Source organism: Streptococcus bovimastitidis, assembly GCF_001885095.1.
Lineage (GTDB): Bacteria > Bacillota > Bacilli > Lactobacillales > Streptococcaceae > Streptococcus > Streptococcus bovimastitidis.
In genome coordinates, this window is sequence record NZ_LZDD01000002.1 from 322094 (window position 1) to 347738 (window position 25645).

The 25645-nt window shown below is 37.2% G+C and carries 24 protein-coding genes and 1 pseudogene; 9 read left to right on the forward strand and 16 right to left on the reverse strand.

The window, feature by feature from the left end:
• Nucleotides 1-93: 93 nt before the first annotated feature.
• The 9 genes from A9Q68_RS07335 to A9Q68_RS07375 form a co-directional block, all read right to left on the reverse strand.
• Nucleotides 94-1440, reverse strand: a complete 1347-nt coding sequence (locus tag A9Q68_RS07335; RefSeq protein ID WP_071794034.1) for a GHKL domain-containing protein — start codon at nt 1438-1440, stop codon at nt 94-96.
• Nucleotide 1441: 1 nt separating this feature from the next.
• Nucleotides 1442-2755 (reverse strand): hypothetical protein, encoded by a 1314-nt coding sequence (locus A9Q68_RS07340; RefSeq protein ID WP_071794035.1) that lies wholly within the window; start codon nt 2753-2755, stop codon nt 1442-1444.
• Nucleotides 2756-2802: 47 nt separating this feature from the next.
• Entirely contained in the window at nt 2803-4158 is a 1356-nt protein-coding gene (locus tag A9Q68_RS07345) for a sensor histidine kinase (RefSeq protein WP_083426042.1), read from the reverse strand.
• A 4-nt stretch (nt 4159-4162) separates the two neighbouring features.
• Nucleotides 4163-5122: a hypothetical protein gene (locus tag A9Q68_RS07350; protein WP_131814174.1), complete on the reverse strand. Its 960-nt coding sequence runs from the start codon at nt 5120-5122 to the stop codon at nt 4163-4165.
• A gap of 546 nt (nt 5123-5668) precedes the next feature.
• The gene (gene gltX / locus A9Q68_RS07355) at nt 5669-7114 is read right to left on the reverse strand and encodes a glutamate--tRNA ligase (protein WP_071794037.1); all 1446 of its coding nucleotides are present in this window, start codon (nt 7112-7114) and stop codon (nt 5669-5671) included.
• A gap of 185 nt (nt 7115-7299) precedes the next feature.
• Nucleotides 7300-8013, reverse strand: a complete 714-nt coding sequence (locus A9Q68_RS07360; protein ID WP_071794038.1) for a TIGR00266 family protein — start codon at nt 8011-8013, stop codon at nt 7300-7302.
• A 141-nt stretch (nt 8014-8154) separates the two neighbouring features.
• Nucleotides 8155-8652 carry a beta-class carbonic anhydrase gene (locus A9Q68_RS07365; RefSeq protein ID WP_071794039.1) on the reverse strand — a complete coding sequence of 166 codons (498 nt, stop codon included), beginning with the start codon at nt 8650-8652 and terminating at the stop codon, nt 8155-8157.
• A gap of 154 nt (nt 8653-8806) precedes the next feature.
• Complete coding sequence (gene radA, locus A9Q68_RS07370) at nt 8807-10177, reverse strand: DNA repair protein RadA (protein ID WP_071794040.1); 1371 nt, start codon at nt 10175-10177, stop codon at nt 8807-8809.
• Nucleotides 10178-10206: 29 nt separating this feature from the next.
• Entirely contained in the window at nt 10207-10653 is a 447-nt protein-coding gene (locus tag A9Q68_RS07375) for a dUTP diphosphatase (RefSeq protein WP_071794041.1), read from the reverse strand.
• 329 nt (nt 10654-10982) lie between these two features.
• On the opposite strand from A9Q68_RS07375, the gene A9Q68_RS07380 reads away from it, so the two are divergent.
• Genes A9Q68_RS07380 through A9Q68_RS07390 form a run of 3 tightly spaced genes read left to right on the forward strand, consistent with a single transcriptional unit; the run spans nt 10983 to nt 12097 of the window.
• Nucleotides 10983-11321 (forward strand): hypothetical protein, encoded by a 339-nt coding sequence (locus A9Q68_RS07380; protein ID WP_071794042.1) that lies wholly within the window; start codon nt 10983-10985, stop codon nt 11319-11321.
• Nucleotides 11322-11341: 20 nt separating this feature from the next.
• Nucleotides 11342-11683: a hypothetical protein gene (locus tag A9Q68_RS07385; RefSeq protein ID WP_083426043.1), complete on the forward strand. Its 342-nt coding sequence runs from the start codon at nt 11342-11344 to the stop codon at nt 11681-11683.
• Between the two features lie 54 nt (nt 11684-11737).
• Nucleotides 11738-12097, forward strand: a complete 360-nt coding sequence (locus tag A9Q68_RS07390; RefSeq protein WP_071794043.1) for a hypothetical protein — start codon at nt 11738-11740, stop codon at nt 12095-12097.
• 83 nt (nt 12098-12180) lie between these two features.
• Here the strand turns inward: A9Q68_RS07390 and A9Q68_RS07395 are convergent, their stop codons facing one another.
• Nucleotides 12181-12540, reverse strand: a complete 360-nt coding sequence (locus tag A9Q68_RS07395) for a YbaN family protein (RefSeq protein ID WP_071794044.1) — start codon at nt 12538-12540, stop codon at nt 12181-12183.
• Nucleotides 12541-12729: 189 nt separating this feature from the next.
• Between A9Q68_RS07395 and A9Q68_RS07400 the strand changes: the two genes are divergently transcribed.
• The 3 genes from A9Q68_RS07400 to A9Q68_RS07410 all read left to right on the forward strand — a co-directional run bounded on the left by A9Q68_RS07400 (nt 12730) and on the right by A9Q68_RS07410 (nt 15470).
• Complete coding sequence (locus tag A9Q68_RS07400; RefSeq protein WP_071794045.1) at nt 12730-13332, forward strand: NADPH-dependent FMN reductase; 603 nt, start codon at nt 12730-12732, stop codon at nt 13330-13332.
• A gap of 18 nt (nt 13333-13350) precedes the next feature.
• Nucleotides 13351-14598 (forward strand): NAD(P)H-dependent oxidoreductase, encoded by a 1248-nt coding sequence (locus tag A9Q68_RS07405; protein ID WP_071794046.1) that lies wholly within the window; start codon nt 13351-13353, stop codon nt 14596-14598.
• Between the two features lie 80 nt (nt 14599-14678).
• Entirely contained in the window at nt 14679-15470 is a 792-nt protein-coding gene (locus A9Q68_RS07410; RefSeq protein ID WP_071794242.1) for a formate/nitrite transporter family protein, read from the forward strand.
• Nucleotides 15471-15523: 53 nt separating this feature from the next.
• On the opposite strand, the gene A9Q68_RS07415 is transcribed toward A9Q68_RS07410, so the two are convergent.
• From A9Q68_RS07415 to A9Q68_RS07425, 3 genes are read right to left on the reverse strand one after another with little or no spacing between them, the layout of a single operon-like run.
• Nucleotides 15524-17308, reverse strand: coding sequence for an ABC transporter ATP-binding protein (locus A9Q68_RS07415; protein WP_071794047.1), 1785 nt, complete (start codon nt 17306-17308; stop codon nt 15524-15526).
• The gene (locus A9Q68_RS07420; RefSeq protein WP_071794048.1) at nt 17308-19020 is read right to left on the reverse strand and encodes an ABC transporter ATP-binding protein; all 1713 of its coding nucleotides are present in this window, start codon (nt 19018-19020) and stop codon (nt 17308-17310) included. The genes A9Q68_RS07415 and A9Q68_RS07420 overlap by 1 nt, the downstream gene beginning before the upstream one ends.
• Nucleotides 19013-19465, reverse strand: coding sequence for a MarR family winged helix-turn-helix transcriptional regulator (locus tag A9Q68_RS07425; protein WP_071794049.1), 453 nt, complete (start codon nt 19463-19465; stop codon nt 19013-19015). Before A9Q68_RS07425 ends, A9Q68_RS07420 begins: the two co-directional genes overlap by 8 nt.
• Before the next feature lie 215 nt (nt 19466-19680).
• On the opposite strand from A9Q68_RS07425, the gene A9Q68_RS07430 reads away from it, so the two are divergent.
• Together A9Q68_RS07430 and galU are read left to right on the forward strand one after the other, a co-directional pair.
• Nucleotides 19681-20697 (forward strand): NAD(P)H-dependent glycerol-3-phosphate dehydrogenase, encoded by a 1017-nt coding sequence (locus tag A9Q68_RS07430; RefSeq protein WP_071794050.1) that lies wholly within the window; start codon nt 19681-19683, stop codon nt 20695-20697.
• Nucleotides 20698-20721: 24 nt separating this feature from the next.
• Entirely contained in the window at nt 20722-21651 is a 930-nt protein-coding gene (gene galU / locus A9Q68_RS07435) for a UTP--glucose-1-phosphate uridylyltransferase GalU (protein WP_071794051.1), read from the forward strand.
• Nucleotides 21652-21695: 44 nt separating this feature from the next.
• Here galU and A9Q68_RS07440 read toward each other — a convergent pair whose 3' ends face one another.
• Together A9Q68_RS07440 and A9Q68_RS07445 are read right to left on the reverse strand one after the other, a co-directional pair.
• Complete coding sequence (locus tag A9Q68_RS07440) at nt 21696-22367, reverse strand: rhomboid family intramembrane serine protease (protein WP_071794052.1); 672 nt, start codon at nt 22365-22367, stop codon at nt 21696-21698.
• Nucleotides 22364-22891: a 5-formyltetrahydrofolate cyclo-ligase gene (locus A9Q68_RS07445; RefSeq protein ID WP_071794053.1), complete on the reverse strand. Its 528-nt coding sequence runs from the start codon at nt 22889-22891 to the stop codon at nt 22364-22366. Before A9Q68_RS07445 ends, A9Q68_RS07440 begins: the two co-directional genes overlap by 4 nt.
• Before the next feature lie 108 nt (nt 22892-22999).
• Between A9Q68_RS07445 and A9Q68_RS07450 the strand changes: the two are divergent.
• Nucleotides 23000-24359 (forward strand): annotated as a pseudogene (locus A9Q68_RS07450) (MATE family efflux transporter).
• 151 nt (nt 24360-24510) lie between these two features.
• Here A9Q68_RS07450 and A9Q68_RS07455 read toward each other — a convergent pair.
• Nucleotides 24511-25638, reverse strand: a complete 1128-nt coding sequence (locus A9Q68_RS07455) for an N-acetyldiaminopimelate deacetylase (RefSeq protein ID WP_071794054.1) — start codon at nt 25636-25638, stop codon at nt 24511-24513.
• Nucleotides 25639-25645: the final 7 nt, after the last annotated feature.

A 25645-nucleotide genomic window follows, 5' to 3' on the forward strand; every position in this document is an offset into this window, starting at 1 on the left:
TAATCCATTTAATCATACTATATGCCATTCTTAAAGGCAATTGTTTTCTAATTTTTATTCATTTTTAACATAATTCATTCTTTTCTCAACTCTTCAAAACATGGTCTGTTGACTATTAAAAACCATCTCAAGCCTTTGGGAGACTCTGAAATCTTTGCTTTTTGTGGTCAATGTCGCAAAGGGATAGGGTTGAAGGAGTTTCATAACATTGTGTAAACCAATTCCCCTTGTTCTACCTTTAGTCGAATAACCTTCTTTGTATATTTGACTGATATTTATTCTTTCTACTTTGCTAGAATTCTCAATCAGAAAAACGATGGCGTCGTTATGGCAAAAAAAGGCAATTTTAATCTCTTTTGCTTGCGACTCCACTGATGCTTCTATTGCGTTATCACAGAAAATAGAGATAATAATGATAAAATCAATCAATTTCATAGGCAATGCCATAATCTTATCTGGAATTTCAATTTTTGTTTCAATGCCTAGTTTTTGTGCTTCGAAAATTTTTGCTGCCAAAAAGCTTTTTAAAGTGGGAATATTAATATTGACCAATTTATCGAGATTAAACCGTTGATTTTTAAATGGATTAAAGCCAATTTTAAAGAGTTGGTCAAATTCATCACTTATCGCATCGACATCTTCATGATCAACCACCTGTCCCAATCGATTAAGCGACAGAGACGTTTCTTCTTTAAAAGAGTTAATTTCTTTTAATAAGCCTTCCAAATATTGATTGTAATTGGCCAAGTTGTGAAAGTGATGTTCTTGTTCCCTTAATAATTGTTCTTCAAGAATGTGACTGGCGAGACTATTGAGCCGATTAACACCAACTAAAAAAATAAGGACATAGATGGAAATAACCAAGTAACGATAATACTCATTAAAAACTTCTGACATAGACGCAATATTGTATTGAAAAAAGGTACTCACTTGAACAAAAATGAACATAAGAATCATACCAAGATTTAAATTTTGAAAAATATTAGCCTTTGTATTATCAGAAGCCTCACGAATACTTTCATAATCAACATGTAGCAAAAATTTCATAAAAAAGTGGACTGGAATAATAAGAGCATAGGCTAATAAAATATTCCAGCCATCTTCTCTGAGTACTGTAGCTGAGCTTTGCATCAGTGTGGGTAGGATAATATATTCTAGCAGACGAACCGACAAATCAACAGAGGTAAAGACAAAGAAACTATAGAAGAGATGCTTATTCAACGGCAGATCTCTTTTAGTTAAATAAGAGAAAAGAAAAAGGTATAGTGGATCCAAAACAAAGGATAAATGATCGACAAAATAATTCATTGACATGCCAATAAGGGCATATATAAGAACATATTGCCATTTTTCTCTGCGTCCACTGACGAGGATAAATAGGAGATAATAATCTAGGAAAAGAACCAGGTAAAAAAGCAGATAAAAAAGTAAGTCTGTCATTCTAATTTATCTCCTCTCCAAAGGTAGTAATACTAATATTCATGGTTTGCTTATAAGTAAAAACCGTTTTATCTCGCTCAAAAGAAATATTGTGGTATTTATCTTGATAAGAATCAATAATCAGATTAAGCTTTTCAAGTGCTTCCAATCTTTGAGTTGAATCCTTAGTATTCATTTGATTATGTTGGCTTTCGACAATAATCGAAATGTTTTGATTTGCATCTTCTTGACAAAAGATGGTCAGGAATGGTTCGTCAAGGCCTTGTCCTGAAATCGTTGCAAAATCCATAAAGACAGCCATCAGAACTAAAAAATCAAAGGTTTTAAGATGCAAGTTAGAAATTGGTCTAACATTAACGAATTTACAAACGAATCCTTTTTGCCGTAACTCATGAAATTTAAGGGCAAAAAAGATTTGTAAATCAGAATTATTAATATTTGAAAATTCCTCAAGATTAATGGAATAGTTATCGTGTGTTGTCACTTCCATTTTTTCGACAATTTCTTGATACACTTCTTTGATAATTTTTGGGTCCCGTCTATCAATACTACCTGCTAAAGAGAGAATGATATTATCATAATCGTGCTTGAAAGAACGAATTTTTTTATAAAGTTCCTCGATATAAGCATTGTAAGCTTCCAGCATCAGCAAGTGTTGGTTTTCCTCTTCTTGAATTTGTCTTTTAGCTCTGGTCTTGGAATAAGCATTTAAATAAGAAGTTAAGTACAAAAATATTGAGAAGCAAAGTAAGATAAGTATCTTTGAAATTCCGAAAAGCGAGGTATCTTCAGCATTAGCACTTTCAAAAAAATAAAAGCCGAAAAAATAAAAACTCAATAAGATATCTGTTACCCATAAAAATTTGGATATGGTTTGTAGGTAGTAATGGTCGAAAGAAAAGTTTTCGATATTGAAAATCCGCTCAACAAAATTCAAAACTGGGATCACACATAAATAGGAAAAAAGTTCCATTTCTGCACTTTTCCAGACTGTCAATTCACTTTGATGGGTTAGAAAAGGAAGGACAAAAAAGATCATAACTGAGGAAATTAAACTAGTCAATACAATTGGAAAGAGGGTATAGTAAATCCTTAATGGTAACGTATCTTTAGGGTGAAAGATGACACGATAATGAAGCATTAGGAAGGGTTCTAAAATAACAAATGGAATATGTAAAAAAAGAACTAAATAGACTTCAAATATCGTCAGAATAATAACACGAAGAAGTTTATTTTTTGTATTGGTATTTAAGAAAAATATAGTCCAACTGGTTAAAAAACGTGTAAAAAACACTGCAACTGTTAATATCGACATATGGTGTTGGCTCTCCAATGGGGCATCTATCAAAATTGATAAGAAAATTATTGCAGATTTCTTCTAATTTCTTTCTTCCATTTTGGCATAGATAATTTTTGAGTAAAGAGAAAATTATCACTCTTTGTTGCTAAACTACAATAGGGATAGTCTGTAAGAATTGTTTTAACATTGGCTAATCCAATTCCTCTATCACCGCCTTTACTTGAAAAGCCTTCTTCAAAAATCTGATTAATAACAATCTTTTTATCAGAAGTTGAGTTCTCAATCACAAAATGAAGATTTTCCTCCGTTTGAAAGATTGCCAAACGAATGAGCTTTTTCTCAGAAGTCATGGCAGCTTCAATGGCGTTATCACAAAAAACTGAAATGATAATGATAAAATCCAAAATTTTTAATGGTATTTCTGTAATAAGATCAGGAATTTCAATGCTAACATCCATTCCCTTGTTCTGAGCATCAAATAATTTGGCGGCTAAAAAGCTTTTAGCTGTCGGTATATTTAAATTGGTTAGATGGTCAAAATTATACTTTCGATGATGAAAGGGCACATCTTCCCCAACAAACAAGTTTTTATAGGACTCTTTTATCTCTGATAATTGTCCTTTTTCAACAATTTTTCCAAAAGCAAGTAAGGAATGTTTAGTATCGTTTTTAAAGTGGCTAACTTCCGCAAATAGTGACTCAATATAAGAATTATATTGAGTCAAATGGTCATATTGTTGTTGTTTGTCACGTTCCATCCTTAGATGTAAAAATTCCATAGTCTGTCTATTCAACTGATATAAGCCATAGAAAAAGATTAAGACATACAAAGAAATTAGGATGTAGCGAAACTGTTCCGTATAGGCTGGGAAGCCTTCAATATTATATTGACAAAATATTAAAGTTTGCAAAACAATAAAGAAAAGGACCATAGTTACATTAAGAGGTCTAAAAATCTGACTTTGATTAAGATGACTGACGTTATTTTCATGAAAGTTGTGGTAGTCAATGTGTAAAAGAGATTTAAAAAATAGATGAAAAGGAATAACTAGCATATAAGTTAGTAGAACCAGCCAAATATTATTATTAATTTGATCAATAGAAATATTTAAAAAAGTTGGTAAGACTAAATAACCAATAAGACGTGAAAAAAGGTCCACATTTGTAAAAACATAAAAACTATAAAAAACGTGATATGAGAGTGCTTGTTCTTGCTTTGTAAGGTAAGAAAAAGCTAATAAATAAAGTGGATCTAACATAATTGAAAACTTGTCTAAAACATAGGATAAGACAATATTAATAATCCCAAATAAAACAACTTGGTACCATTTTGCTCTCCTCCCACTAACCATAACAAAGAGGAGATAAGTATTAATAAATAGAACTAGGTATAATAAAAAATCAAAAAAATAATACATTTGCTCACTTCTCTATTTCATGGCTTGGGGAATAGGTTAGGGACTGTAAAAGCAGAAAGTCTGTTTTGTCTCTTTTATAGATTAGTTCTGGCCACTCTTTTAAATAGTATCTCAAAATTAATCTCACTTTATCCATTGGTAGCTTACGGTCTCGAGTCTGCTTTTCCCAATCTTTGGAATATGAACTTTCTACTAAGATTGATAGTCTCTGACTTTGACTTAACTTCAAAAATAGCTTGATATAAGGTGACCCTTCACAACTAGTTGTCAGCTCTGCAATTTCTAAAAGAGAAGAAAGAATAAGCAGAAGGTCAACTTCTTTGATTGGAGGTTGACTCAAGTCAGAATCACTGACAAGTTCAAAAGTAATACCTTTTTCTGCCAACTTTTCCCTCTTGAGGGTCAAGTATATTTCAAGTTGAGTGTTCTTAAGTCCCGCAAAATAAGAAGTATCGAAAGTGACATCACTTTGGGTAGACTTAGCCATCTTATCCAGTGTTTCGTGGTAGACCGTATTAATAGCATCGATATCACCTTGATTAATACTACCTTCCAGACTTAGCAGAATGTTGTGGTAATCGTGTCTAAAGGAACGAACCCCTTTATAGAGATTTTCAATATAATGATTATATTGTTCGAGGACTAGCATATGACGACTTTCCCTCTCTTCAATTTGTTTTTGGACAATGCTTCTATAAAAATTATTTAAATAAGAAGCTAGATATAAGAAGATAAAGAAAAAGATAAGAATTAATATTTTAGAAAGCCAGAACAAATCGCCACCCTCAGCATTTTTTGATTCAAAGAAATAAAATCCTAAGAAGTAAATGACCAAGGACGAATCGGTAATCCATAAATAGCGCTTTGTAACTGTCAAATCTGGATAAGTAAACTTAAAATTTTCAATAGTGAAAATCCGTTCTATAAAAGTAAGAAGTGGAATTACACAGAGATAAGATAACATTTCATACTCGTCACTCTGCCAAATCGTCGAAAGACTTTGTCTAGTGAGGAAGGGAAAAATAAAGAAAATCAAAAAACTTGAAATTAAACTGGTCAAAACGATTGGAAAAAGAGTGTAATAAACTCTAAGAAAGACAGACATTTTTTCATGGAAAAGAAGGTGATAAGATAACATTAACAGTGGTTCTAAAACTGTGAAGGGTACTCTAAAATAATATACCAATATTACCTCGCCAATTGTTAACAGAACAGCTTTAACTAATTTATTATCTTCCTCACTGTTCAAAAAGAAAATGGTCCAAGAAGTCAAAAAACGAGTGAATAACACTAGCACTCTTATTGATAAAATTAGTCTATTTCCTCACTTTCTCTAGCTTCTATAATCATACTACAAGCCTTACTATATGGCAATTTCTAACAATTATCATTTTTCATCAAGTGAGAAAAAACAAAAAATGACCCACTTAGCTTAAAGCATCCCCAATTCATAGATAGACTATCTAAAAATTGGGGTAATGTCCATTTAAGTGAGTCACTATTTCAGATATTACAACATATTGTTAATGTGTTGAATAGACTTTTCACGACCTAATAAGTAGATTGTGTTTGGTAATTCTGGTCCATGCATTTCACCAGATACCGCAATACGGATTGGCATAAAGAGATTTTTCCCTTTGATTCCTGTTTCTTTTTGAACAGCTTTAATTTGTGGGAAGATGTTTTCGGGTTTAAAATCTTCATCAGTCATATCTTCTAATTTTTCTTTAAAGGCTTTCAAGACTGTTGGTACTGTTTCCCCTGCCATAACTTCTTTTTCAGCTTCGCTTAATTCTGGGAATTCGCTAAAGAAGAGGTCTGTTAGGGGGATGATTTCATCAGCTGATTTCAATTGTGGTTGGTAAAGTTCAACTAATTTTTCCGCTTTTTCAGTTAAGCGTCCGGCTTCTTCTAAGAAGGGTTTGCAAAGCTCAAAAACTTTAGCAAAATCAGCATTTTTAAGGTATTCATTGCTCATCCAGTCCATTTTCTTTTGGTCAAAGGCAGCTGGTGATTTGCTGAGACGATTTTCATCGAAGAGCTCAATTAATTGTTCTCTACTGAAGATTTCATCTTCACCACCAGGATTCCATCCTAAGAGTGCGATAAAATTGAAGACAGCTTCTGGTAAGTAACCTTTTTTGCGATAATCTTCAATAAATTGAAGGGTGTTAGTGTCGCGTTTTGATAATTTTTTACCTGTTTCAGAATTGATAATCAAGGTCATGTGTCCGAATTCAGGTGCTTCCCAACCTAGTGCTTCATAAACCATTAATTGTTTTGGTGTGTTGGCAATGTGGTCATCTCCACGAATGACGTGAGAAATTTGCATGTCATGATCATCAATAACAACAGCAAAGTTATAAGTTGGATAACCATCTTTTTTCTGGATAACCCAATCTCCACCTATGTTGCCACCTTCAAATTCGATATCACCTTTGACCATATCAGTCCATTTGTAAATACCAGATTCGTTGACTTTCAAACGAACAGTAGGAATAATTCCTTGCGCTTCGCGGTCAGCAATATAAGCTGCTTTTTCCTCTTCTGACATACCGATAAACTCATTAATGTAACGAGGCGTTTCACCAGCAGCTTCTTGACGTTCACGTTCAGCAGCCAATTCTTCTTCTGTGACATATGATTTGTAGGCTAAGCCTTTTTCCAAAAGTTGATCAATATATTTTTGGTAAAGTTCTAAACGCTCTGATTGACGGTAATTTTCATGGGTTTGAGGGCTTTCGTCCCAATCCATTCCCAACCACTTGAGGTTTTCAAGCTGTGAGCGCTCACCATCTTCGACGTGTCGTTTACGGTCAGTATCTTCAATACGAATAATAAAAGTACCACCGTGGTGACGAGCGTAAAGATAATTAAAGAGTGCTGTACGGGCATTACCGATATGCAATAACCCTGTTGGACTTGGTGCATAACGCACACGAATTGGTTTAGACATTCTAGTTCTCCTATTCCTATTAAAAAGCATTTTAGTCAGCTAAAAACAAGCAACAATGAATCTTGAGCTTGTTCTCTTTGGTCATTTCACTAACTATTAATGTTTCAAATCTTTACTATTATAGCATATTTTCCACCTTTGAGTATAAAAAATCAGCCTTAAAAAAGCTGATTTTTGTCTTCTGATTAATTGCTACTTGTCGTGATATATCTTTGGAGTGATGAAGCAAATTGTTGAAGATTTAGGGTTTGAACGTAGATTTCTCCCACGCCACGGAAAGTATTAACCACACCTTCTCCTGTTCCAATAGACTGCATAAAGCCATTTTCTAAATGGATATCATAATCCAGCTCTTTGCTCCAAGCAACAACGTGGGCATTATCAATTGTCATCTCACCACCGTTTAAATCAATTTTCTTAATTGATCCAAATGAATTGGCTAATAAAGTTCCTTGGCCACTTGTTGTCATAACGAAGAGTCCACCTTGACCACCGAATAAGGCTTTACCAATACTTTGACGTTCCATTGTGTATTGGGCAGAACCATCAAGCGCTAAGAAGGCACCATCATTGAGTCGGTATTGTTTGTCACCGAGTTCAAGGGCAATAACCTGTCCAGGAGTGTTGGGAGCTAAAGCTAGTTTGCCATTATCACTAGAAGAATGAGCTTGGGTAATAAAGACTGACTCACCTGAAACCATTGAACGACCGATAGCTCCGACCAATTTACCTAAACCTGAACCTTTACTGTTCAGTTTTGTCGATAATTGGACTTCAGGGTTGTGATAAACCATACTTCCATGTTGTAAAAAGATTGACTCTCCGTTCTCTAAGTCGATCTCTACCAAAGGGAATTGCATGTTTGAATCGATTGTGAATTTCATCCGGTTATCTGCCATTGGAACTCTCCTTTAAAAATCTCCATATTTAGTTTTTCTAACACCCTCAGTATAGCCTATTTCAAGAGCTTTTGTCCAATGTTTACATAAGAATATTAAGAAAAAAAGAGAGAATTATTTTCCCTCTTTTTGTTGTTATTTTTAAGCTTTTACTTGAGTCATTTTACCAGTATCCACATCATAAACAGCCCCGTTAATCACGACGTCTTCTGGGATAAGTGGTGACTCTCTCAAAATACGCATATCCTCACGAACAGATTCTGCCACATCTTGGAAAGGATAGAAATCCTTACCTGAAACATCCACACCTAATTCTTGATGGATATGTTGAGCAAAACTTTCATTGGTAAAGGTTTGAGCTCCACAATCAGTATGATGAAGAACAACAATTTCCCGTGTTCCCATTTGTTGTTGGGAAATAACCAGTGAACGAATCATATCATCGGTTGCACGACCCCCAGCATTTCGCAAAATATGGGCATCACCAAGTGCCAAACCCAGTGCATGAGCCACATGGAGCCGAGAATCCATACAGGTCAAGATAGCAACCCTGGTCTTTGGCTTTAATGGCAAATGTGCTGTTCCGTGAAGATCAACATAGGCACTATTGGCTAACATGAAACTTTCAAAATATGACATAATTCCTCCTTAAAATGACTCTACCGCTAAACAAATTCTTGTAGCCATCATAGCACTTTAACAGCAAAAATTCTAAAATTTTAACTCATTCAGAAGAAATGTTCGCATATTTAATTTGATATGTTAAATAATTCCGATAAATAGTGTCTATTTCCTAACCTTTGTTAGAAAAGACTGCTTTCAATACCTGGCCGACAGTGGTCACCCCTACAACCTCAATACTTTTTGGAATATCAAGACCTTGGAGAGCATTTTTAGGGACATAAATTTTGGTAAATCCTAACTTGGCTGCCTCATTAATCCTTTGTTCAATCCGCGTTACCCGCCGAATTTCACCTGTTAAGCCAATTTCCCCCAAGAAGGCTACTTGGGGATTGGTCGGCATTTCTTTATAACTAGATGCAATCGCAACGGCAACCGCAAGGTCAATGGCTGGCTCATCCAATTTAACGCCGCCGGCAGCCTTTAAATAGGCATCCTGATTCTGCAGAAGCAAGCCACAGCGTTTTTCCAAAACTGCCATAATTAAACTAACACGGTTGAAGTCCAAGCCTGTTGTTGTCCTCCGGGCATTCCCAAAAACAGTCGGAGTTACTAAGGATTGAATCTCGGCAAGAATTGGTCGACTACCTTCCATTGTAACCACGATCGCTGAACCAGTGGCGCCGTCTAAGCGTTCCTCGAGAAAGACTTGACTAGGGTTGGTCACTTCTACCAAACCAGCTGATTGCATTTCAAAAATCCCAATTTCATTGGTAGAACCAAAGCGATTTTTGACGGCTCTTAGAATTCTAAAGGTATGATGACGCTCACCTTCAAAATATAGAACAGTATCCACCATGTGTTCTAACATTCTTGGGCCGGCAATAGTTCCCTCTTTAGTGACATGGCCAACAATGAAAGTTGCAATATTATTGGTTTTAGCCAACTGCATTAATTCAGCCGTAACTTCTCGAACTTGACTGACAGACCCTTGGACACCCGAAATTTCAGGACTCATGATGGTTTGAATGGAATCGATGATGAGAAAATCAGGTTGAATTTTTTCGATTTCCGCCCGTACATTTTGCATATTGGTTTCCGCATAGAGATAAAATTCATTGTCAATATCGCCTAAACGCTCACTCCGCAATTTAATTTGTTCTGCTGATTCCTCACCTGAAACATATAAAACGGTACCTTTGTTAGCCAATTGTGTCGACACTTGTAAGAGCAAGGTCGATTTCCCAATACCTGGGTCCCCACCAATCAAAATCAAACTGCCGGGAACAACACCACCACCCAAGACACGGTTAAATTCATCCATGTCTGTCTTTGTCCTTGCATAATTAATGTTATCAACATCTTTAAGTTTAACCGGTTTGCTTCTTTCACCCGTTAAACTGACACGAGCATTCTTAACTTCTTGAACTTCCACTTCTTCCACAAATGAAGACCAGGCCGAACAATTGGGGCAGCGTCCCAAATATTTTGGCGAATGGTAACCACATTCCTGACAGACAAAAGTTGCTTTTTTCTTTGCCATAACTTCTTCTTTTCCTTAAAATGACTCTCTTAGTGACCGGTAGAGCCAAAACCGCCAGTTCGAACACCTTCCGCCTGATCACCATCAACCAAAAGATATGGAGCGAAAACAGCTTGCACAATCCGTTCCCCAACTTCTAAAGTAACTGACTGATCCGTAATATTTTGCATCTGCGCAAAAATATGGCCTTCGTTGGCCTCATTATTATAGTAGTCACCATCAATCACACCAACGGAATTGATTAATACTAAACCTTTTTTACGCGGATTAGACGAGCGATCATAAAGGTAAAGAACTTCTCCAGCTTGCATGTAAGCTTTCACTCCAGTTGCTACCAATTTAATCTCACCCGGAGCAATTTCAATCGCCTCTGCCACCTTTAAGTCATATCCAGCTGCATGTTTTGTTTCTCTTTTGGGTAATAGCTGAGCAGCGTCAGCATATTTTGAAATTAACTCGAAGCCACGTACTTTCATTAAATTACTTCCTTTTCTCTACAAAATTCATTCTCCCTATTATAAATTATTCGTAAAAGAATAGCAAAAATACCCCATCTAAACAAAAAAGAAGCACTATATTTTTATAGTCTTAAAAGAAAATGACAAGAAAATTGCTTCACAAATTAAAAGAGTTATAGTCTTGGCACTTAATAAATCTCTTGTCATCTACTCCTAGTAGCTAAACGTGACTCAAAGCACTACATCCTGTGTCACTATATTAAAAAACTATAGCTCGCTTATTGTGTTGACATGAGATTATGAGAAGACTATAATAATCTCAATTCCATTAAAGAAAGCGTGATCTTATGCCAACAGAATGGCCTTTATATCTCTTTTATCTCCTTGTTTTCCTCATCTTTTTCTTGACCAGAACGGCAAGACCTTGGGCTGGCAAAAATATATCTTCTCCTAAATTAATCAAATTTAATAAAGATGGACCAAAGGTCGTCTTATCTGACTACCCTCAATTGTTAAAGAAGATTAAAATTATTCATCATTTTCAAAATGATATTGCCTATAGTGTTCAAACTAACCTCACTAATGATCAACTCATGCAATTGCTCAGTCAAACATTAGAATTAAATCCTAGTCACATAAGCATTCAAAATTCACAATATATCAGTATGGGACCAGCGGTCCATTAATATAGAAAGGTCTAATCACCATGGAATTAGTATTACAAATACTTGTTTTTGTCCTACTTATTGCCATCGTCAATTTTATGATTTCTTCAGCCTTCAAGGGCATGTCAAAAGCTACCAAAATCAGTGGTTATAGTTATGTCATTAAACTTAATACTGAAAAAGAAGTTGACTTAGCAAAAAATACCACTTTATTAAGAAATATCAAAATCATTTCTCACGCGCCCAGCTCAGATATCTATTCTGTTAAATCAAAAATAAATGATAAAGCCTTAAGAGAAAGTATCAAAAAAGCATACAACTTAAGTAATCAAGAAGTGTCTGTAACATCATTCCAAGTTTCAGGTACTTTAGGGGCAGTCTAATTGAAAGACAAACAACTGAAAAAATAAGAAAGCTAAATTTTGAAAGGAACAAGAATGCTAGAAGCCGCTCTATTCATTAAAAGTGATCCCTACATCATAGTTGGCGAAATCACTGTTCTTATCCTGATTATTGGTTTTATCTATTTCCAAAGAGGATTAAAAGCCAATAATGAAAAGCCAATTCCTTACTCCACTTTAATCATTTTTAAAGCTGCCGATAAAAAACCAACAGATTATCCGCAGCTTGATCAATTATGTCATTGGACTTATCGCAAAAATCTTGGTGGCTATTATGGTCAAACAAAGCAGAATCCAAACGACATTCGCAAAATGATTTTGGAAAGATATCATCTGGATAAAAATCAAGTTGAAGTCCGTAATCTCCGATTTACCTGGTTTTCACTTAACTCCTAATAGAAAAGGTCTAGCCTCTTAATAGGCTAGACCTTTTCTCAGATGGTGGTAAAAGAATCCCATTTTATTAGATGGGATTCTTTTTATTTTTCTGGTACAAATCTAAATAATACAAATGACATAATGGTTGTCATGGTGAAAAAGAGAATTTTCACCCAAACAAAAGGTGCAAAGATAATGGAGATTCCCATTAAAATCCAAACTTGGACCAAAATTTGTTTCTTGCGCTCACGTTTGATAATACGAGTTTCTAAATAATCACCAACATAATATTTATAGACTTTGGTTCCACATAACCAATCGTTGAAACGATTTGAACTGCGTGAAAAACAAAAACCAGCTAAAAGAAGCAAGGGAGTTGTTGGTAAAATAGGTAAGGGAATACCAATAATGGCGAGAGCGAAGCTGACACAGCCAGCAATAATATATAGTGTCTTTTTCATATAAATCCTTTTATTTAGTTTTTCAATATATCATTATAACAAAAATTCACTCCTTCAGCTTATTCATTTGCTTATAAGAATATTCAAGATAAATGAATATTTCAGAAAATAATTGATATTATTGCAATAAAGCGTTATCATAAAGACAAGATATAAAAGTCTTGAAATTTTAGAAATAGAGGAAAAATTATGAAAGTCATTGGTCTTGTTGGTACTAATTCAAGCCGTTCCACTAACCGTCAGCTTCTCCAATACATGTCAAATCATTTTGCCGATAAAGCAGAAATTGAATTGATGGAAATCAAGGATTTACCACTCTTCAATAAGCCTGCTAATAAGGAATTACCTGAAAGTGTTATGGAAATGGCCGCAAAAATTCAAGAGGCTGATGGCGTCATCATCGGTACTCCAGAATATGACCATTCTATCCCTGCTTCACTGATGAACGCCTTGGCCTGGTTGTCTTACGGTATTTACCCATTACTCGGTAAGCCAGTTATGATTACAGGGGCTTCATATGGTACTCTTGGCTCATCTCGTGCTCAATTGCAGTTGCGTCAAATTTTAAATGCGCCTGAATTGAAAGCGACTGTTCTTCCTGATGAATTTTTACTTTCTCATTCATTACAAGCATTTGATGCTAATGGTAATCTTTTTGACCTAGAAACCATTCAAAAATTAGATGCTATCTTCGATGATTTCCGTATTTTTGTTAAAATTGCTGGAAAATTATCTAATGCTCAAGAACTTTTGCGTAAAGAAGCTGAAGATTTTGATTGGGAAAACTTGTAATAAGAAAGGATCTTACCTATGAAATTTGTTGGTATTGTTGGCTCAAATGCAGATCAATCATACAACCGCATGTTGTTAGAATTCATGAGACGCCAATTTAAATTAAAATGTGAACTCGAAGTCTTAGAAATTAAAGATATTCCAATGTTTAACCAAGACGAAGATCAATCTGATTCTTTCGCAGTTAAATACCTTTATAATAAAATCACTCGCGCTGATGGTGTTATTATTGCAACACCTGAACACAACCATACCATTACACCTGCTCTTAAGAGCACTCTTGAATGGTTATCCTTTAACTTACACCCACTTGAAAATAAACCAGTCATGATTGTTGGTGCCTCTTATTATGACCAAGGAACATCACGTGCCCAAGTGCATCTCCGTAAAATTTTGGAAGCGCCAGGGGTTAATGCCTTCACCCTTCCAGGTAATGAATTCTTACTAGGAAAAGCTAAAGAAGCTTTTGATAACAATGGCAATATTATAAATGAGGGTACCGTGAAATTCTTAGAAACTTGTTTAGATAATTTCATTAAATACGTTAAAGTGGTTTCAGCTTTGCGTCAACCAAAACCAATTGAAAAAGAAGATTTAGACTGTAACAATCCAATTGCGACAACTATCACTGGAGTTGACCCTGATGATCCTGATTGGGTTGACAAAGCTGCCAAGTTAGTGAATGCTGTAGAAGGGGACACCTATGTTAAGCTTGACCATGGGATTTTAACAGTTGATCAAATCAATATGTTCTTGAAAGCTATGCCATTTGAACTAACTTACTCAGATGACAATAACCAATTCCTTTACTACAACAATGCCCATCAAGATCCAGAAACAATGTATGCTAAACGTCTTCCAGAACAAGTGGGTAACCGCTTATCAACTGTTCATGGCTCACTTCCAGCCGCTCGGATGAAAAATGTTGAGTGGGTTGTTGGTTCTCTCCGCAATGGTAATGAAGAGTACGTTCGGACAATTGTTCCTGGTGGCCCAGCCGAAGTCATTAATACCCACAATTACCAAGCTATGTACTATCCAGATGGTTCCTTCTCAGGTATCAACGAGATTGTTTTCAACTTTAAACCTTGGTTAGATTGGTATTTGAAAGAAACTGGTCAGCATTTGGCTGGTGGAAAAGCTAGCGCTATGCCAGCTGGACATGGCAGTGTTGATGCTACTTCTGGCGCATCTGATGCCGGTGGAGCTCCTGCTACTCCAGCAGTTGCTGAAGCAGATGCCACATCTGGTGCCTCTGAGCATTAATTTTAGACCTTCATATAAAATAAGTTATTTTCAACGAGAGATTAACTTCTCTCGTTTTTATGATTATCGAGGTAGAAATCATGTCTCCTTTTCAAGAAAAAATAGAAGTAGCCTGTGCCAAAAAAGAAGCACTTTTTGACGAAAGTCTCGCTCGTTACGGTGTCCGCTCAATGTTTGCCGGTGCCTATCTTACCATGTCAACAGCTGTTGGTATCTTAGCTGCTGATATGATTTCAACTCAATTTCCATCTCTTGGACGTTTTACGTTTACAGCAATCTTCGCTATTGGTCTCTTTTATGTCCTGATTTTTAATGGCGAATTAGCTACCTCAAATATGATGTATTTGAGTGCCGGTGCCTATTATAAAAAGATAAAGTGGTCAAAAGTAACCTTGATGTTACTCTACTGTACACTCTTTAATTTAGTTGGTGCCATCTTCTTAGCTTGGCTCTTTAACCAATCCTTCACTTACCACCAATTAACGGATAAGAGTTTTGTCATCAATGCCGTTCAATTAAAACTAGCTAAAACCGACTGGATGAACTTTATTGAAGGTATTACTGCCAACATGTTTGTTAATATCGCTGTTTTAGGTTACATGTTACTTAAAGAGGAATCTGCAAAAATCTTTGTTGTTGTCACTGCCATCTTTATGTTTGTCTTTTTAGTCAACGAGCATTTAATCGCCAATTTTGCCTCTTTTATGTTAGCAGGCTTTAGTCCCGTTGATCATATTAAAGGATTTACAGTCATCAATGTCTTACGCCAATGGACAGTCGTCTTCTTTGGCAACTGGGTTGGCGGCGGTCTTTTTATGGGAATCGCCTATGCCTGGTTAAATCAAACCAAGACTAAACACATTGAAAGCTAATACTAAGTATTTATAAAACACAAAAAGCCGAGATTTCTCGGCTTTTTGTTGTTTTATTCAAAGACAAATTGGTTATGGTAAAGTTCAGAATAGAAGCCCTTTTGGCGTAATAATTCATGGTGATTACCTTGTTCAATGACTTTACCATCTTTAAGGACGATAATTTCATCTGCGTTGAGGATGGTTTTCAAGCGGTGGGCGATAACGAAGCTGGTTCTACCTGCTACGATGGCCTCCATAGCTTTTTGAATTTTACTTTCGGTTACGGTATCAACATTGGATGTTGCTTCGTCCAAAATTAAAACTTGTGGGTCGGTCAGTAGGGTTCTGGCAATTGAAATCAACTGTTTTTGCCCAGTTGAGAACACATTCTCATCGTCTGAGACCATGGTTTCGTAACCTTCCGGTAAAGACTTGATAAATTCGTGAATATGGGTGGCACGCGCAGCGATTTCCACCATATCCTGACCAATGGAATCATCGCCAAATCGGATATTGTCAGCAATTGTTCCTGAGAAGAGGACTGATTCCTGCAAGACAATACCAACGTTTTTACGAAGACTATCTAAGTCATAATCACGGATGTCGATGCCGTCAAAAGTAATGGAACCACTATCAACGTCATAGAAACGGTTGATCAGGTTCATGATGGTTGTCTTACCTGAACCCGTTGGTCCAACGACAGCCACCATCTTACCTTTAGGCGCTTGAATGGTCACGTCTGAAAGAACCTTTTGCCCAGGTTTGTAACCAAAATCAACGTGATTAATGGCAACACCTTCTTTTAATTCGGTGAATAGCGGAGCATTCTGAGGACGAACTTCTTCTTCCTCATCAAACATTTCTTGGATGCGGCTAGCGCCTGTGAAGGCCAACTGAAGCTCGCCCCATGAAGCGGCAACCTGCATAATTGGTTGGTAATATTGTTGAGAGAACTGTACAAAGGTAACAACCAAACCAAGGCCTACAGCCATTGAGATTGATTTATCATTGAGGACAATACTTGAACCGATAAAAATAACAATAGCTGTATTCAAGAGACTCATTCCATTCATGACTGGGAATAATAGACCCGCAAAGAGACGACCTTTAAAGGTTGCAGCTCTTACTTTTTCATTATGTTCTAAGAAACCGTCGATAGTTTCTTCTTGAACACCTTGAACGATAATCGCTTTTTGACCGGAAATCTTCTCATCCATGTAGGCATTAAGAGCTGAAACTTCTTTTTGTTGAATATCAGTGTATTTTCGGGCTAAACGGATAATAATAACCAAGAAGATGATGGCTACAGGTGTCGTTGCCATCGTCAAAAGGGCTAAACGTGTATCTTGGCGGAACATCATCCAAATCAAACCGATATAAAGGGCAATATTGGTAACAACTTGCACTAAAGATTGGTTGAGCGAGTTTTGAATATTATCCAAGTCACTGGTAAAACGAGATAAGATAGAACCATCTTTATGGCTATCAAAGAAGGAAACAGTTAAGCGTTCCAATTTACCAAAGAGACCCTTACGCATGCGGTTTGTCGATTGGGCAACAATCCGAGTAAAGAGTAAACTGTAAACAAAGTTAGCTAAAGCAGTAAAGAGATAAGCTAACAATAATTTTGTCATGACGGCCATGAAAGCTGAAGTATCAGGTTTGTAACCTGTTTTCCCCATCATCTTAGCCATATAGTATTTTTGACCAATTTTACCAAGTTCAGTCAAAGCTTCCCCTAGAAAGACGGGCGCTTTTACCTGAAGGTAAGTGGCAAGAATAATCGCTAGTCCAATAAAGAAAAATGATATTTTATAGCGTTTAAAATAAAACCAGAAAAAACGTGCTGTTTTCATTATTCTTCCTCCTTACCTTTCTGTGTTTCATAAATCTCACGATAAACATCGTTTGAAGCAATCAATTCGGCGTGTTTCCCTTGACCAATCAAGCGACCATTATCTAAGACTAAAATGATGTCTGCTTTGACAACAGATGAGATTTTTTGAGCAATGATAATAGTTGTTGTTTCTTTCAAATCATGGTTTAAAGCTTCCTGAACTAATTTTTCAGATTTAGCATCCAGGGCTGACGTCGAATCGTCCAATACTAAAATTTTCGGATTATTAATAACTCCACGCGCGATGGACATCCTTTGTTTTTGACCACCAGAGAAGTTATTCCCACGTTCTTCAACTTGACTCTCATAACCTTGATCCATTCGGTCAATAAACTCACGCGCCTGAGCAATGGAAGCAGCTTTTTGCATGGTTTCAAAATCAGCACGATAATTTCCTTGACGTAAATTATCGGCAATTGTTCCGGAAAAGAGAATAGCTTTTTGTAAAACAATAGAGATATTTTCTTTCAGCGTTTTCTGGCTGAGGCTCTTAAGATCTTTACCACCCACTAAAATACGACCTTCTTGTGGATCGAATAAGCGAGGGATAAGCTGTGCTAAGGTTGATTTTCCTGCACCAGTAGCACCAACAACACCAACCATTTGACCTGAAGCAATTGAGAAAGAGATATCTTTCAAGGTTGCTTCTTCTTCATTTGGATAAGTAAAGCTGACATGTTCAAAGACAATATCACCCGAAATATCTTCGGCCTCATCTTTATTGACATAAGTCATGGCTGGCTCTGTTTCTAGAACTTCTTTAATCCGACCAATAGAAATGAAAGCACGGCTTGCTTGCATTCCCATAAAGCCTACCATGATAATAGAAAACATAATCTGCATCATATAGGTCATGAAAGAAGCAATACCACCAATTACTGTTGGTTCCGTTTTAACCATCCCAGAAACCACTAAAATAGAAACATAAACGGCTAAATAGGAAACCAACATTAAGGCTGGTTGCATCATTGAGAAACCATATCCAATAAAGAGGTTAAGACCTAAAAGTTCATTTGAAGTTTCTTTAAATTTAGCATATTGCTCACGTTCTTGAACGAAGGATTTAACAACTCGGACACCACGAAGATTTTCTTTGGCAATACGGTTAATTTTATCCATTAAGGTTTGGAATTTTCCAAAACGTGGACCCATTTGGCTCATGACGAGGACCATAATAATAGCAATTAAGATTACCATTAAGACCAAGACCCACCATAATTTTGGTAAGGTTTGAACAGCCATATAGAAGGCCCCAATAAAGAGAATTGGCAAACGGAATAAGACTTGGAAGAGCATCATGACTAAGTTTTGAATTTGGTTAACGTCATTAGTCATCCGAACAACCAGATTTCCGGCATTAAATTCTTCCACATTAGCATATGAGAAACTTTGAATTTTACGGAAAGTTTCTTCCCGAATATCCGCTGAAACCCCTTGGGCAATCTTAGCTGAAAGAATGGTATTAACCGTTCCGGCAACTAAACCAACACCCGCAATAATTAAAAGCAAAACACCAACTTGGGCAATTTTGTCTTTATCGTTTTTAATGACTGCTTCTAAAACATCTTTTAAATAATGAGGTTGTAACAAGGTACTTGCAACAACAGCAATTATCATCAATAATGATCCCAGAGCATACCATTTGTAATTCATAATGGCTTTTTTAAGCATCATCTTCTCCTTCTTTATAATCAAGCATATTTTGTTTTAATTGATCAATGACTTTACGAACCACTTGAAACTCTTCATGGGTAATTTCTTTAAAAAAGTAGTTTTCAATGTCTTTGCGACATTCTTGTAAAAGCGGCAGCTTATCTTCCCCTTTTTGCGTCATAATCACCTGTTTATAACGCTTGTCAGTCTGCGATGGAAAGACTTCAATAAAACCATTCTTTTCCATCCGTTTCACAAGGTTACTAGCAACTGATTTTGAGATTCCAAGTTTTATTTCAATGTCTTTAACATAGATCTCTGTATCTGGATTTTTATGGAGAAAAACCAAGACATGCCCTTGGGGACCTGATAGATGGTCGATGGCATATTTTTTGGCAATTTCTTCACTGATTTGTTCAATCTGATGGGTTAATTCTCTCAGATCAGCGATAATTCGTGACATGTAATCCTCCTTAGTTCTCGTGCTAACTATTTTAGTTCTCTTAAGAACTATTGTCAAGGAATATGATTTTTTCTGAAAATTTCAATTTTCTTTTTTCATAAATGACATGATAGCCTTATCATAGCTTATACTTAAGGCTGAGACTAACCATTTCTAATAGAGTAATACTAGCTCTTATGATATAATGAAGTGATGACTCTTAAAGGAGATTAGAAATGACAAAAGAAAAAATTGCTATTTTAGGCCCTGGTTCATGGGGTACTGCACTTGCCCAAGTCTTAAACGATAACGGCCATCAAGTTTGCCTTTGGGGTGACTCGCAAGAACAAATCGATGAAATCAATAGCAAACATACAAATACACGCTATTTTAAAGATATTGTAATTGATGAAAAAATTAAAGCGACAACAGATTTAAAAGAAGCCCTTGAGGGTGTTCAAGCTGTTCTCTTCGTTGTTCCAACAAAGGTAACTCGTTTAGTCGCTAAACAAGTGGCTCAAACCTTAGATCATAAAGTTGTTATGATGCACGCATCAAAAGGTTTAGAACCTGGTAGCCATGAACGTCTTTCAACTGTTATCTCTGAAGAAGTACCAGCTGACTTAAGAAGCGAAATCGTTGTTGTTTCAGGACCAAGTCATGCAGAAGAAACAATTGTTCGTGATATTACCTTGATTACTGCCGCATCACAGGATTTAGAAGCAGCAAAATATGTGCAGGCCCTCTTTAGCAATAGTTATTTCCGTCTCTATACTAATAGTGATGTGATCGGTGTTGAAACTGCTGGAGCGCTTAAAAATATTATTGCAGTCGGTGCAGGTGCCCTTCATGGCCTTGGCTATGGGGATAACGCTAAAGCCGCTGTTATCACACGTGGCTTAGCTGAAATCACACGTCTTGGAGTTAAGCTTGGTGCTGACCCATTGACATACAGTGGTTTATCAGGTGTTGGCGATTTGATTGTTACCGGAACTTCCGTACACTCACGTAACTGGCGCGCTGGTGATGCCCTTGGTCGCGGTGAAAAATTAGAAGACATCGAACGCAACATGGGTATGGTTATCGAAGGTATTTCAACTACTAAAGTTGCTTACGAGATTGCTCAAGAACTTGGTGTCTACATGCCAATCACAACGGCTATTTATAAATCTATTTATGAAGGTGCTGGTGTTAAAGAAAGCATTCTAGGCATGATGTCCAACGAGTTTAAATCTGAAAACGAATGGCATTAATTTAATCGGTACTAGGAGAATTAAATGACAAAAGTAAGAAAAGCTATCATCCCTGCTGCTGGTCTTGGAACTCGCTTTTTACCAGCTACAAAGGCTCTTGCCAAAGAAATGTTACCAATTGTGGATAAACCAACCATTCAATTTATCGTTGAAGAGGCTTTGAAATCTGGTATTGAAGAGATTTTAATCGTTACTGGTAAAGCTAAACGTTCCATCGAAGACCACTTTGACTCTAACTTTGAGTTAGAATACAATTTAAAAGCTAAGAGTAAGACTGAACTCTTAAAACTGGTCAACGAAACCACTTCAATCAATCTGCACTTTATCCGTCAAAGTCATCCACGTGGTCTTGGCGACGCTGTTTTACAAGCCAAAGCTTTTGTCGGAAATGAACCTTTCATCGTCATGTTAGGTGATGATTTAATGGATATTACTGATAGCTCAGCTGTTCCCTTAACAAAACAATTGATGGACGATTATGAAACAACACATGCCTCAACTATAGCCGTCATGAAAGTCCCACATTCAGAAGTCTCTAATTATGGCGTCATTGCCCCTCATAGCAAATCCGTTAATGGTTTATACAGTGTTGATACTTTTGTGGAAAAACCAAAACCTGAAGATGCACCTAGTGACCTTGCGATTATCGGTCGTTACCTCTTAACACCAGAAATTTTTGATTTACTTGAAAACCAAGCTCCAGGTGCCGGTAACGAAGTGCAATTAACAGATGCTATCGATACTCTGAACAAAACCCAAAGAGTATTTGCTCGTGAATTTACTGGTAAGCGATATGACGTCGGGGACAAATTCGGCTTCATGAAAACTTCCATTGATTATGCTCTCAAACATGAACAGGTTAAAGATGACCTCAAAGACTATATCATCCAATTGGGTAAAGCACTCGAAGCTGACACGAAAAAAGAAACTGAAAAGACAAAAGAAACAAAATAAAAAGAAAAACGCACTACTTTCCTGTAGTTGCGTTTTTTCTATTCTTACATAAAAGTTACTATTAAAATGGCTAATGATAGAACCCCAAAAATTAGGAAAGCCACTTGTCTTTTTCTAGGGGAAAATAAGGCCTGATCAACCTGATTCGTGAGGAAGATTGCTGCTAAAGCACCACCAAGAACCCCACCTAGGTGTCCTACTAAACTAACATTAGGCATGAATACAGTCATGACCAAATTGAGAATAATCAAGGTCAGATAAGTCTTGCCAAAGGCCTTTAAACTATGGTTTCTACTAAAGATTCCAAGAACGACTAAGGCTGCAAAGATCCCAAATAAGGATGTGGACGCGCCTGCGGCAACCACTCCTGGCGTCACTAGCAAGGTTAAGAGATTACCCATAAAACCTGATAATAGGTAAAGTAAGAAGAAATTTTTCGAACCCCAAACTTGCTCAGCTAGTTGACCAACATAGAAAAGGGTCAATCCATTAACAAAAAAATGTTGCCAACCAATATGAACAAAGATTGGTGTAATGAGACGCCAGGCCTGACTAGGCGCAGCTTTCACTACCAAACCAAGCATACCACCAAAGTTAAAAACTGCCTGAGGAGAGCTTGCAACCGACCCATAATAAACTTGCATTGCCAGGAAAACCAGAACTGTGATGGCTAGGAAAAAGAAGGTGACAGGACTTTTCTTAAGGTTGTAGGTCATTTCATCAAGACCTCCTGAACCGCGACATCATGAGTTTCTTCTTGGAACTCAGCCTTTTGACAGTCGTAAATGGTAGAGACAGTTGCTCCTTGAAAGTCTGCTAGGTAACGATCATAATAACCAGCCCCATAGCCAATACGGAAACCTGCCTCGTTAAAAGCAACTCCTGGGACATGAATCAGGTCAATCTGATTTTTAGCTACCTCATCTTCACTTTTGGGTTCCAAAAGTCCAAAGTTCGTCCGCTCCAAATTTTTAGGGTCGTAGGCTACAAAAATCATTTTACCTTTAGGATAAGTTTTGGGAATCACTACCTGCTTGCCATCAGCTAGAGCCTGCTTAATCAGGAGACCTGTTTTGTATTCATGGGGCATTGGCAGATAAGTCGCAATCACCTTAGCACTTTGATAATCCTGACTTGCTCGTAATTCCTCTAGTAGGGCTAAATCTTTTTCAGCTTTTTCTGTTTTATCCAGAGATTTCATCTCTTGAATAATCTGATTTCGAATTTCTTTTTTTAACATAGGCCTATTTTAACACATTTTTTCCTTTTCCTGATGCTTCTAAACTGTATTGAAATTTAAGAAAACAAAAGGTAGAATGGAAAGGTAACTGAATTCACGGAGAAAAACATGCAAAATTTAACCAAAGGAAATCCCCTAACTGTCATTTTAGCTTTTACCATTCCTCTCTTAATTGGGAGTTTTTTTTCAGCTCACATACAACTTTGCCGACAGCATTATCGTTGGACATACTTTAGGGCAGAACGCCTTTGCCAGTGTTGGAGCAACCGGAAGTTTGACCTTTCTGATTATCGGTTTTGCCATGGGGTTGACCTCAGGTTTAACCATTGTCACCTCACAACTCTATGGTGCCCAAGATTTTGAAGGGGTTAAGAAAAGCTTTGTCCATGGCCTCTTTTATTCTATTGTGGTCAGCCTTGTTCTAAGTGTTATCTCCCTCATCTTTCTACGACAACTCCTAGTATTGATGCAAACGCCTGAGCACTTAATCCAAGATGCCTACGATTTCTTACTGGCTATTTTCGGTGGCCTGGTCTTCACCATCCTCTTCAATTACCTTTCCAGTGCCATCCGTAGTTTAGGAAACTCCAAAACACCCCTGGTTGCCCTTATCATTGCCAGCCTTCTCAATATTCTCTTGGAATTTTTCTTTATCCTTTACTTGAAAATGGGCGTTTTAGGAGCAGGTATTGCGACCATCATCGCCCAAGCCTTTTCCGTCCTTTACTTAGCGGTTTATATTCAAAAGTACATCCCTTATTTCCACATCAGTCGTAAAGACTTGCATTTAGATTCCAATCACTTGCGCAACCACGCCCACCTGGGATTTCCCATGGGCTTCCAAGCTAGCATTATCGCCATTGGAGCCATCACCCTCCAAATTACCATTAATAAGTTGGGAACAGATGCTATCGCAGCACAGGCCATCGCTAGCAAAACCGATCAACTGGCAATGCTACCCATGATTAACCTGGGCTTAGCCATCTCAACCTTTACTGCCCAGAATTACGGAGCAAAAGAATATGCTAGAATTCGTCAGGGTCTCAAAGGTTCCCTCTTAATCTGTATTGCATGGTCCATTCTTTTCGCCATCTTGTTAGTCAGCTGTCACCGTTTCTTCTCAGGATTATTTATCGCTGATGCAAATCCTGAAGTCTTCCGATTAGCCCTTATTTATTACATGATTAATGGTGGCTGTTACTGGATTTTGGCCAACCTCTTCATCCTGCGTTCCTTTATTCAAGGATTAGGCTACGGCTTTGTCCCAACCTTAGCAGGTATTATGGAGTTAGTCCTCAGAGCAGGAGTCGCCATCGTCGGACTCATTTATTTCGGCTTCGTTGGAATTGCTTGGGCTAGCCCAGCAGCTTGGATTGGAGCTGTCATCATCTTAATCCCTTCAAGCCTGATCTTACTCAAAAAATTGAACCAACAAGAAAAAATGGAAGCTCAATTAAGAAATCTTTAAGCTAGAACCTCTATAATAAAACTATCCTAAATAACGGTCTCCTAAACCGTTAGGGTAAATAGGTTTTCTTATTTATCCTTTTCATAAATCTCTTTGGTAGCTCCTTTGGAGCTACTTTTTTACAGTAAAAAAAAAAGACCCGCTGGTCTTTTTAATGGAGTCGACTTGCCAAAAATGCAGCAATTTCTTTCGGTGCAAATGCTAGAACTCTTTCATCAGGAGTCATTTGTGGGTGATGGAGGGGAAAAGCTGTCTCTACACCTAACCAAAAGATAACACCAGGAATCTGATGAAGGAGAAAGCCAAAATCTTCACCAGTCATAGCTGGCTGACAATCAATCAATTCTACCCCTTCTCTATCCGTAAAAAAGGTCATCAACTCACCAGCTAAAGTAGGATTATTTTCAACAGGTAAATAACCTCCTTGTTTAAGTCGCAAATCAACTTCCAAATCAAAACTAGCTGCGATTCCTTCAGCGATACTCTTCAAGCGCTTTTGGGTTAGCAGGTTCATCTCTTGTGATAAGGTTCTAATAGTCCCATGCAATTTAGACTCAGCCGCAATCACATTATTCGTTGTTCCCGCATGTAAAGAACCAAAAGTGACAACAGCACCCTCAATTGGGTCAACATTACGAGAAACGATGGTTTGCACCTGCGTAATGAAATAAGCTGCAGCCACAAGAGCATCGTTAGCCTGATTAGGAAAGGCAGCATGCCCGCCTTTACCCTTAAATGTCAAAAAAACCTCACAGGTTCCAGCAAAAAGAGTGCTCCGATTGGTAGCAATCGTACCAACAGGCAAATCAGGACGCACATGACAAGCATAGACTTCATCAATCTGATACTCATCCAAAGCACCATCTTGATACATAAGCATACCTCCCGCCTCGTTTTCCTCAGCGGGTTGAAAAATAAAAAGCAAATTGTTCTTTCGCTCAAGCTTTAGTGCCTCTTCCAAGAGAGCAAGTGCAAGAGTCATATGCATATCATGACCACAAGCATGCATAAAGCCTTTATGGCTACTGGAAAATGGCAAGCCAGTTTCTTCCAAAATCGGCAGACCATCAATATCTGTCCGCCAAGCAATGGTTTTCTCCGGGGCAGAGCCTTTCAAGAAGACTAAAATCCCAGTCCGCCAAGTTTTCACACTGATGCATTCATCCCCTTGGCAGAGCTCCTGAATGCGTTTTAAAAGATAAGCCTGAGTCTTAAATTCCTGCAAGCCGATTTCCGGTATTTGATGAAGGTCTCTTCTAATCTGTACAAGGTCTAACATAACATCT

Excerpts from the sequence above, each read along its gene's own strand:
- A9Q68_RS07335 (WP_071794034.1), bottom strand. The coding sequence starts at position 1,440 with ATGACAGACTTACTTTTTTATCTGCTTTTTTACCTGGTTCTTTTCCTA.
- A9Q68_RS07340 (WP_071794035.1), bottom strand. The coding sequence starts at position 2,755 with ATGTCGATATTAACAGTTGCAGTGTTTTTTACACGTTTTTTAACCAGT.
- A9Q68_RS07345 (WP_083426042.1), bottom strand. The coding sequence starts at position 4,158 with ATGTATTATTTTTTTGATTTTTTATTATACCTAGTTCTATTTATTAAT.
- A9Q68_RS07350 (WP_131814174.1), bottom strand. The coding sequence starts at position 5,122 with ATGTTATCTTATCTCTGTGTAATTCCACTTCTTACTTTTATAGAACGG.
- gltX (WP_071794037.1), bottom strand. The coding sequence starts at position 7,114 with ATGTCTAAACCAATTCGTGTGCGTTATGCACCAAGTCCAACAGGGTTA.
- A9Q68_RS07360 (WP_071794038.1), bottom strand. The coding sequence starts at position 8,013 with ATGGCAGATAACCGGATGAAATTCACAATCGATTCAAACATGCAATTC.
- A9Q68_RS07365 (WP_071794039.1), bottom strand. The coding sequence starts at position 8,652 with ATGTCATATTTTGAAAGTTTCATGTTAGCCAATAGTGCCTATGTTGAT.
- radA (WP_071794040.1), bottom strand. The coding sequence starts at position 10,177 with ATGGCAAAGAAAAAAGCAACTTTTGTCTGTCAGGAATGTGGTTACCAT.
- A9Q68_RS07375 (WP_071794041.1), bottom strand. The coding sequence starts at position 10,653 with ATGAAAGTACGTGGCTTCGAGTTAATTTCAAAATATGCTGACGCTGCT.
- A9Q68_RS07380 (WP_071794042.1), top strand. The coding sequence starts at position 10,983 with ATGCCAACAGAATGGCCTTTATATCTCTTTTATCTCCTTGTTTTCCTC.
- A9Q68_RS07385 (WP_083426043.1), top strand. The coding sequence starts at position 11,342 with ATGGAATTAGTATTACAAATACTTGTTTTTGTCCTACTTATTGCCATC.
- A9Q68_RS07390 (WP_071794043.1), top strand. The coding sequence starts at position 11,738 with ATGCTAGAAGCCGCTCTATTCATTAAAAGTGATCCCTACATCATAGTT.
- A9Q68_RS07395 (WP_071794044.1), bottom strand. The coding sequence starts at position 12,540 with ATGAAAAAGACACTATATATTATTGCTGGCTGTGTCAGCTTCGCTCTC.
- A9Q68_RS07400 (WP_071794045.1), top strand. The coding sequence starts at position 12,730 with ATGAAAGTCATTGGTCTTGTTGGTACTAATTCAAGCCGTTCCACTAAC.
- A9Q68_RS07405 (WP_071794046.1), top strand. The coding sequence starts at position 13,351 with ATGAAATTTGTTGGTATTGTTGGCTCAAATGCAGATCAATCATACAAC.
- A9Q68_RS07410 (WP_071794242.1), top strand. The coding sequence starts at position 14,679 with ATGTCTCCTTTTCAAGAAAAAATAGAAGTAGCCTGTGCCAAAAAAGAA.
- A9Q68_RS07415 (WP_071794047.1), bottom strand. The coding sequence starts at position 17,308 with ATGAAAACAGCACGTTTTTTCTGGTTTTATTTTAAACGCTATAAAATA.
- A9Q68_RS07420 (WP_071794048.1), bottom strand. The coding sequence starts at position 19,020 with ATGCTTAAAAAAGCCATTATGAATTACAAATGGTATGCTCTGGGATCA.
- A9Q68_RS07425 (WP_071794049.1), bottom strand. The coding sequence starts at position 19,465 with ATGTCACGAATTATCGCTGATCTGAGAGAATTAACCCATCAGATTGAA.
- A9Q68_RS07430 (WP_071794050.1), top strand. The coding sequence starts at position 19,681 with ATGACAAAAGAAAAAATTGCTATTTTAGGCCCTGGTTCATGGGGTACT.
- galU (WP_071794051.1), top strand. The coding sequence starts at position 20,722 with ATGACAAAAGTAAGAAAAGCTATCATCCCTGCTGCTGGTCTTGGAACT.
- A9Q68_RS07440 (WP_071794052.1), bottom strand. The coding sequence starts at position 22,367 with ATGACCTACAACCTTAAGAAAAGTCCTGTCACCTTCTTTTTCCTAGCC.
- A9Q68_RS07445 (WP_071794053.1), bottom strand. The coding sequence starts at position 22,891 with ATGTTAAAAAAAGAAATTCGAAATCAGATTATTCAAGAGATGAAATCT.
- A9Q68_RS07455 (WP_071794054.1), bottom strand. The coding sequence starts at position 25,638 with ATGTTAGACCTTGTACAGATTAGAAGAGACCTTCATCAAATACCGGAA.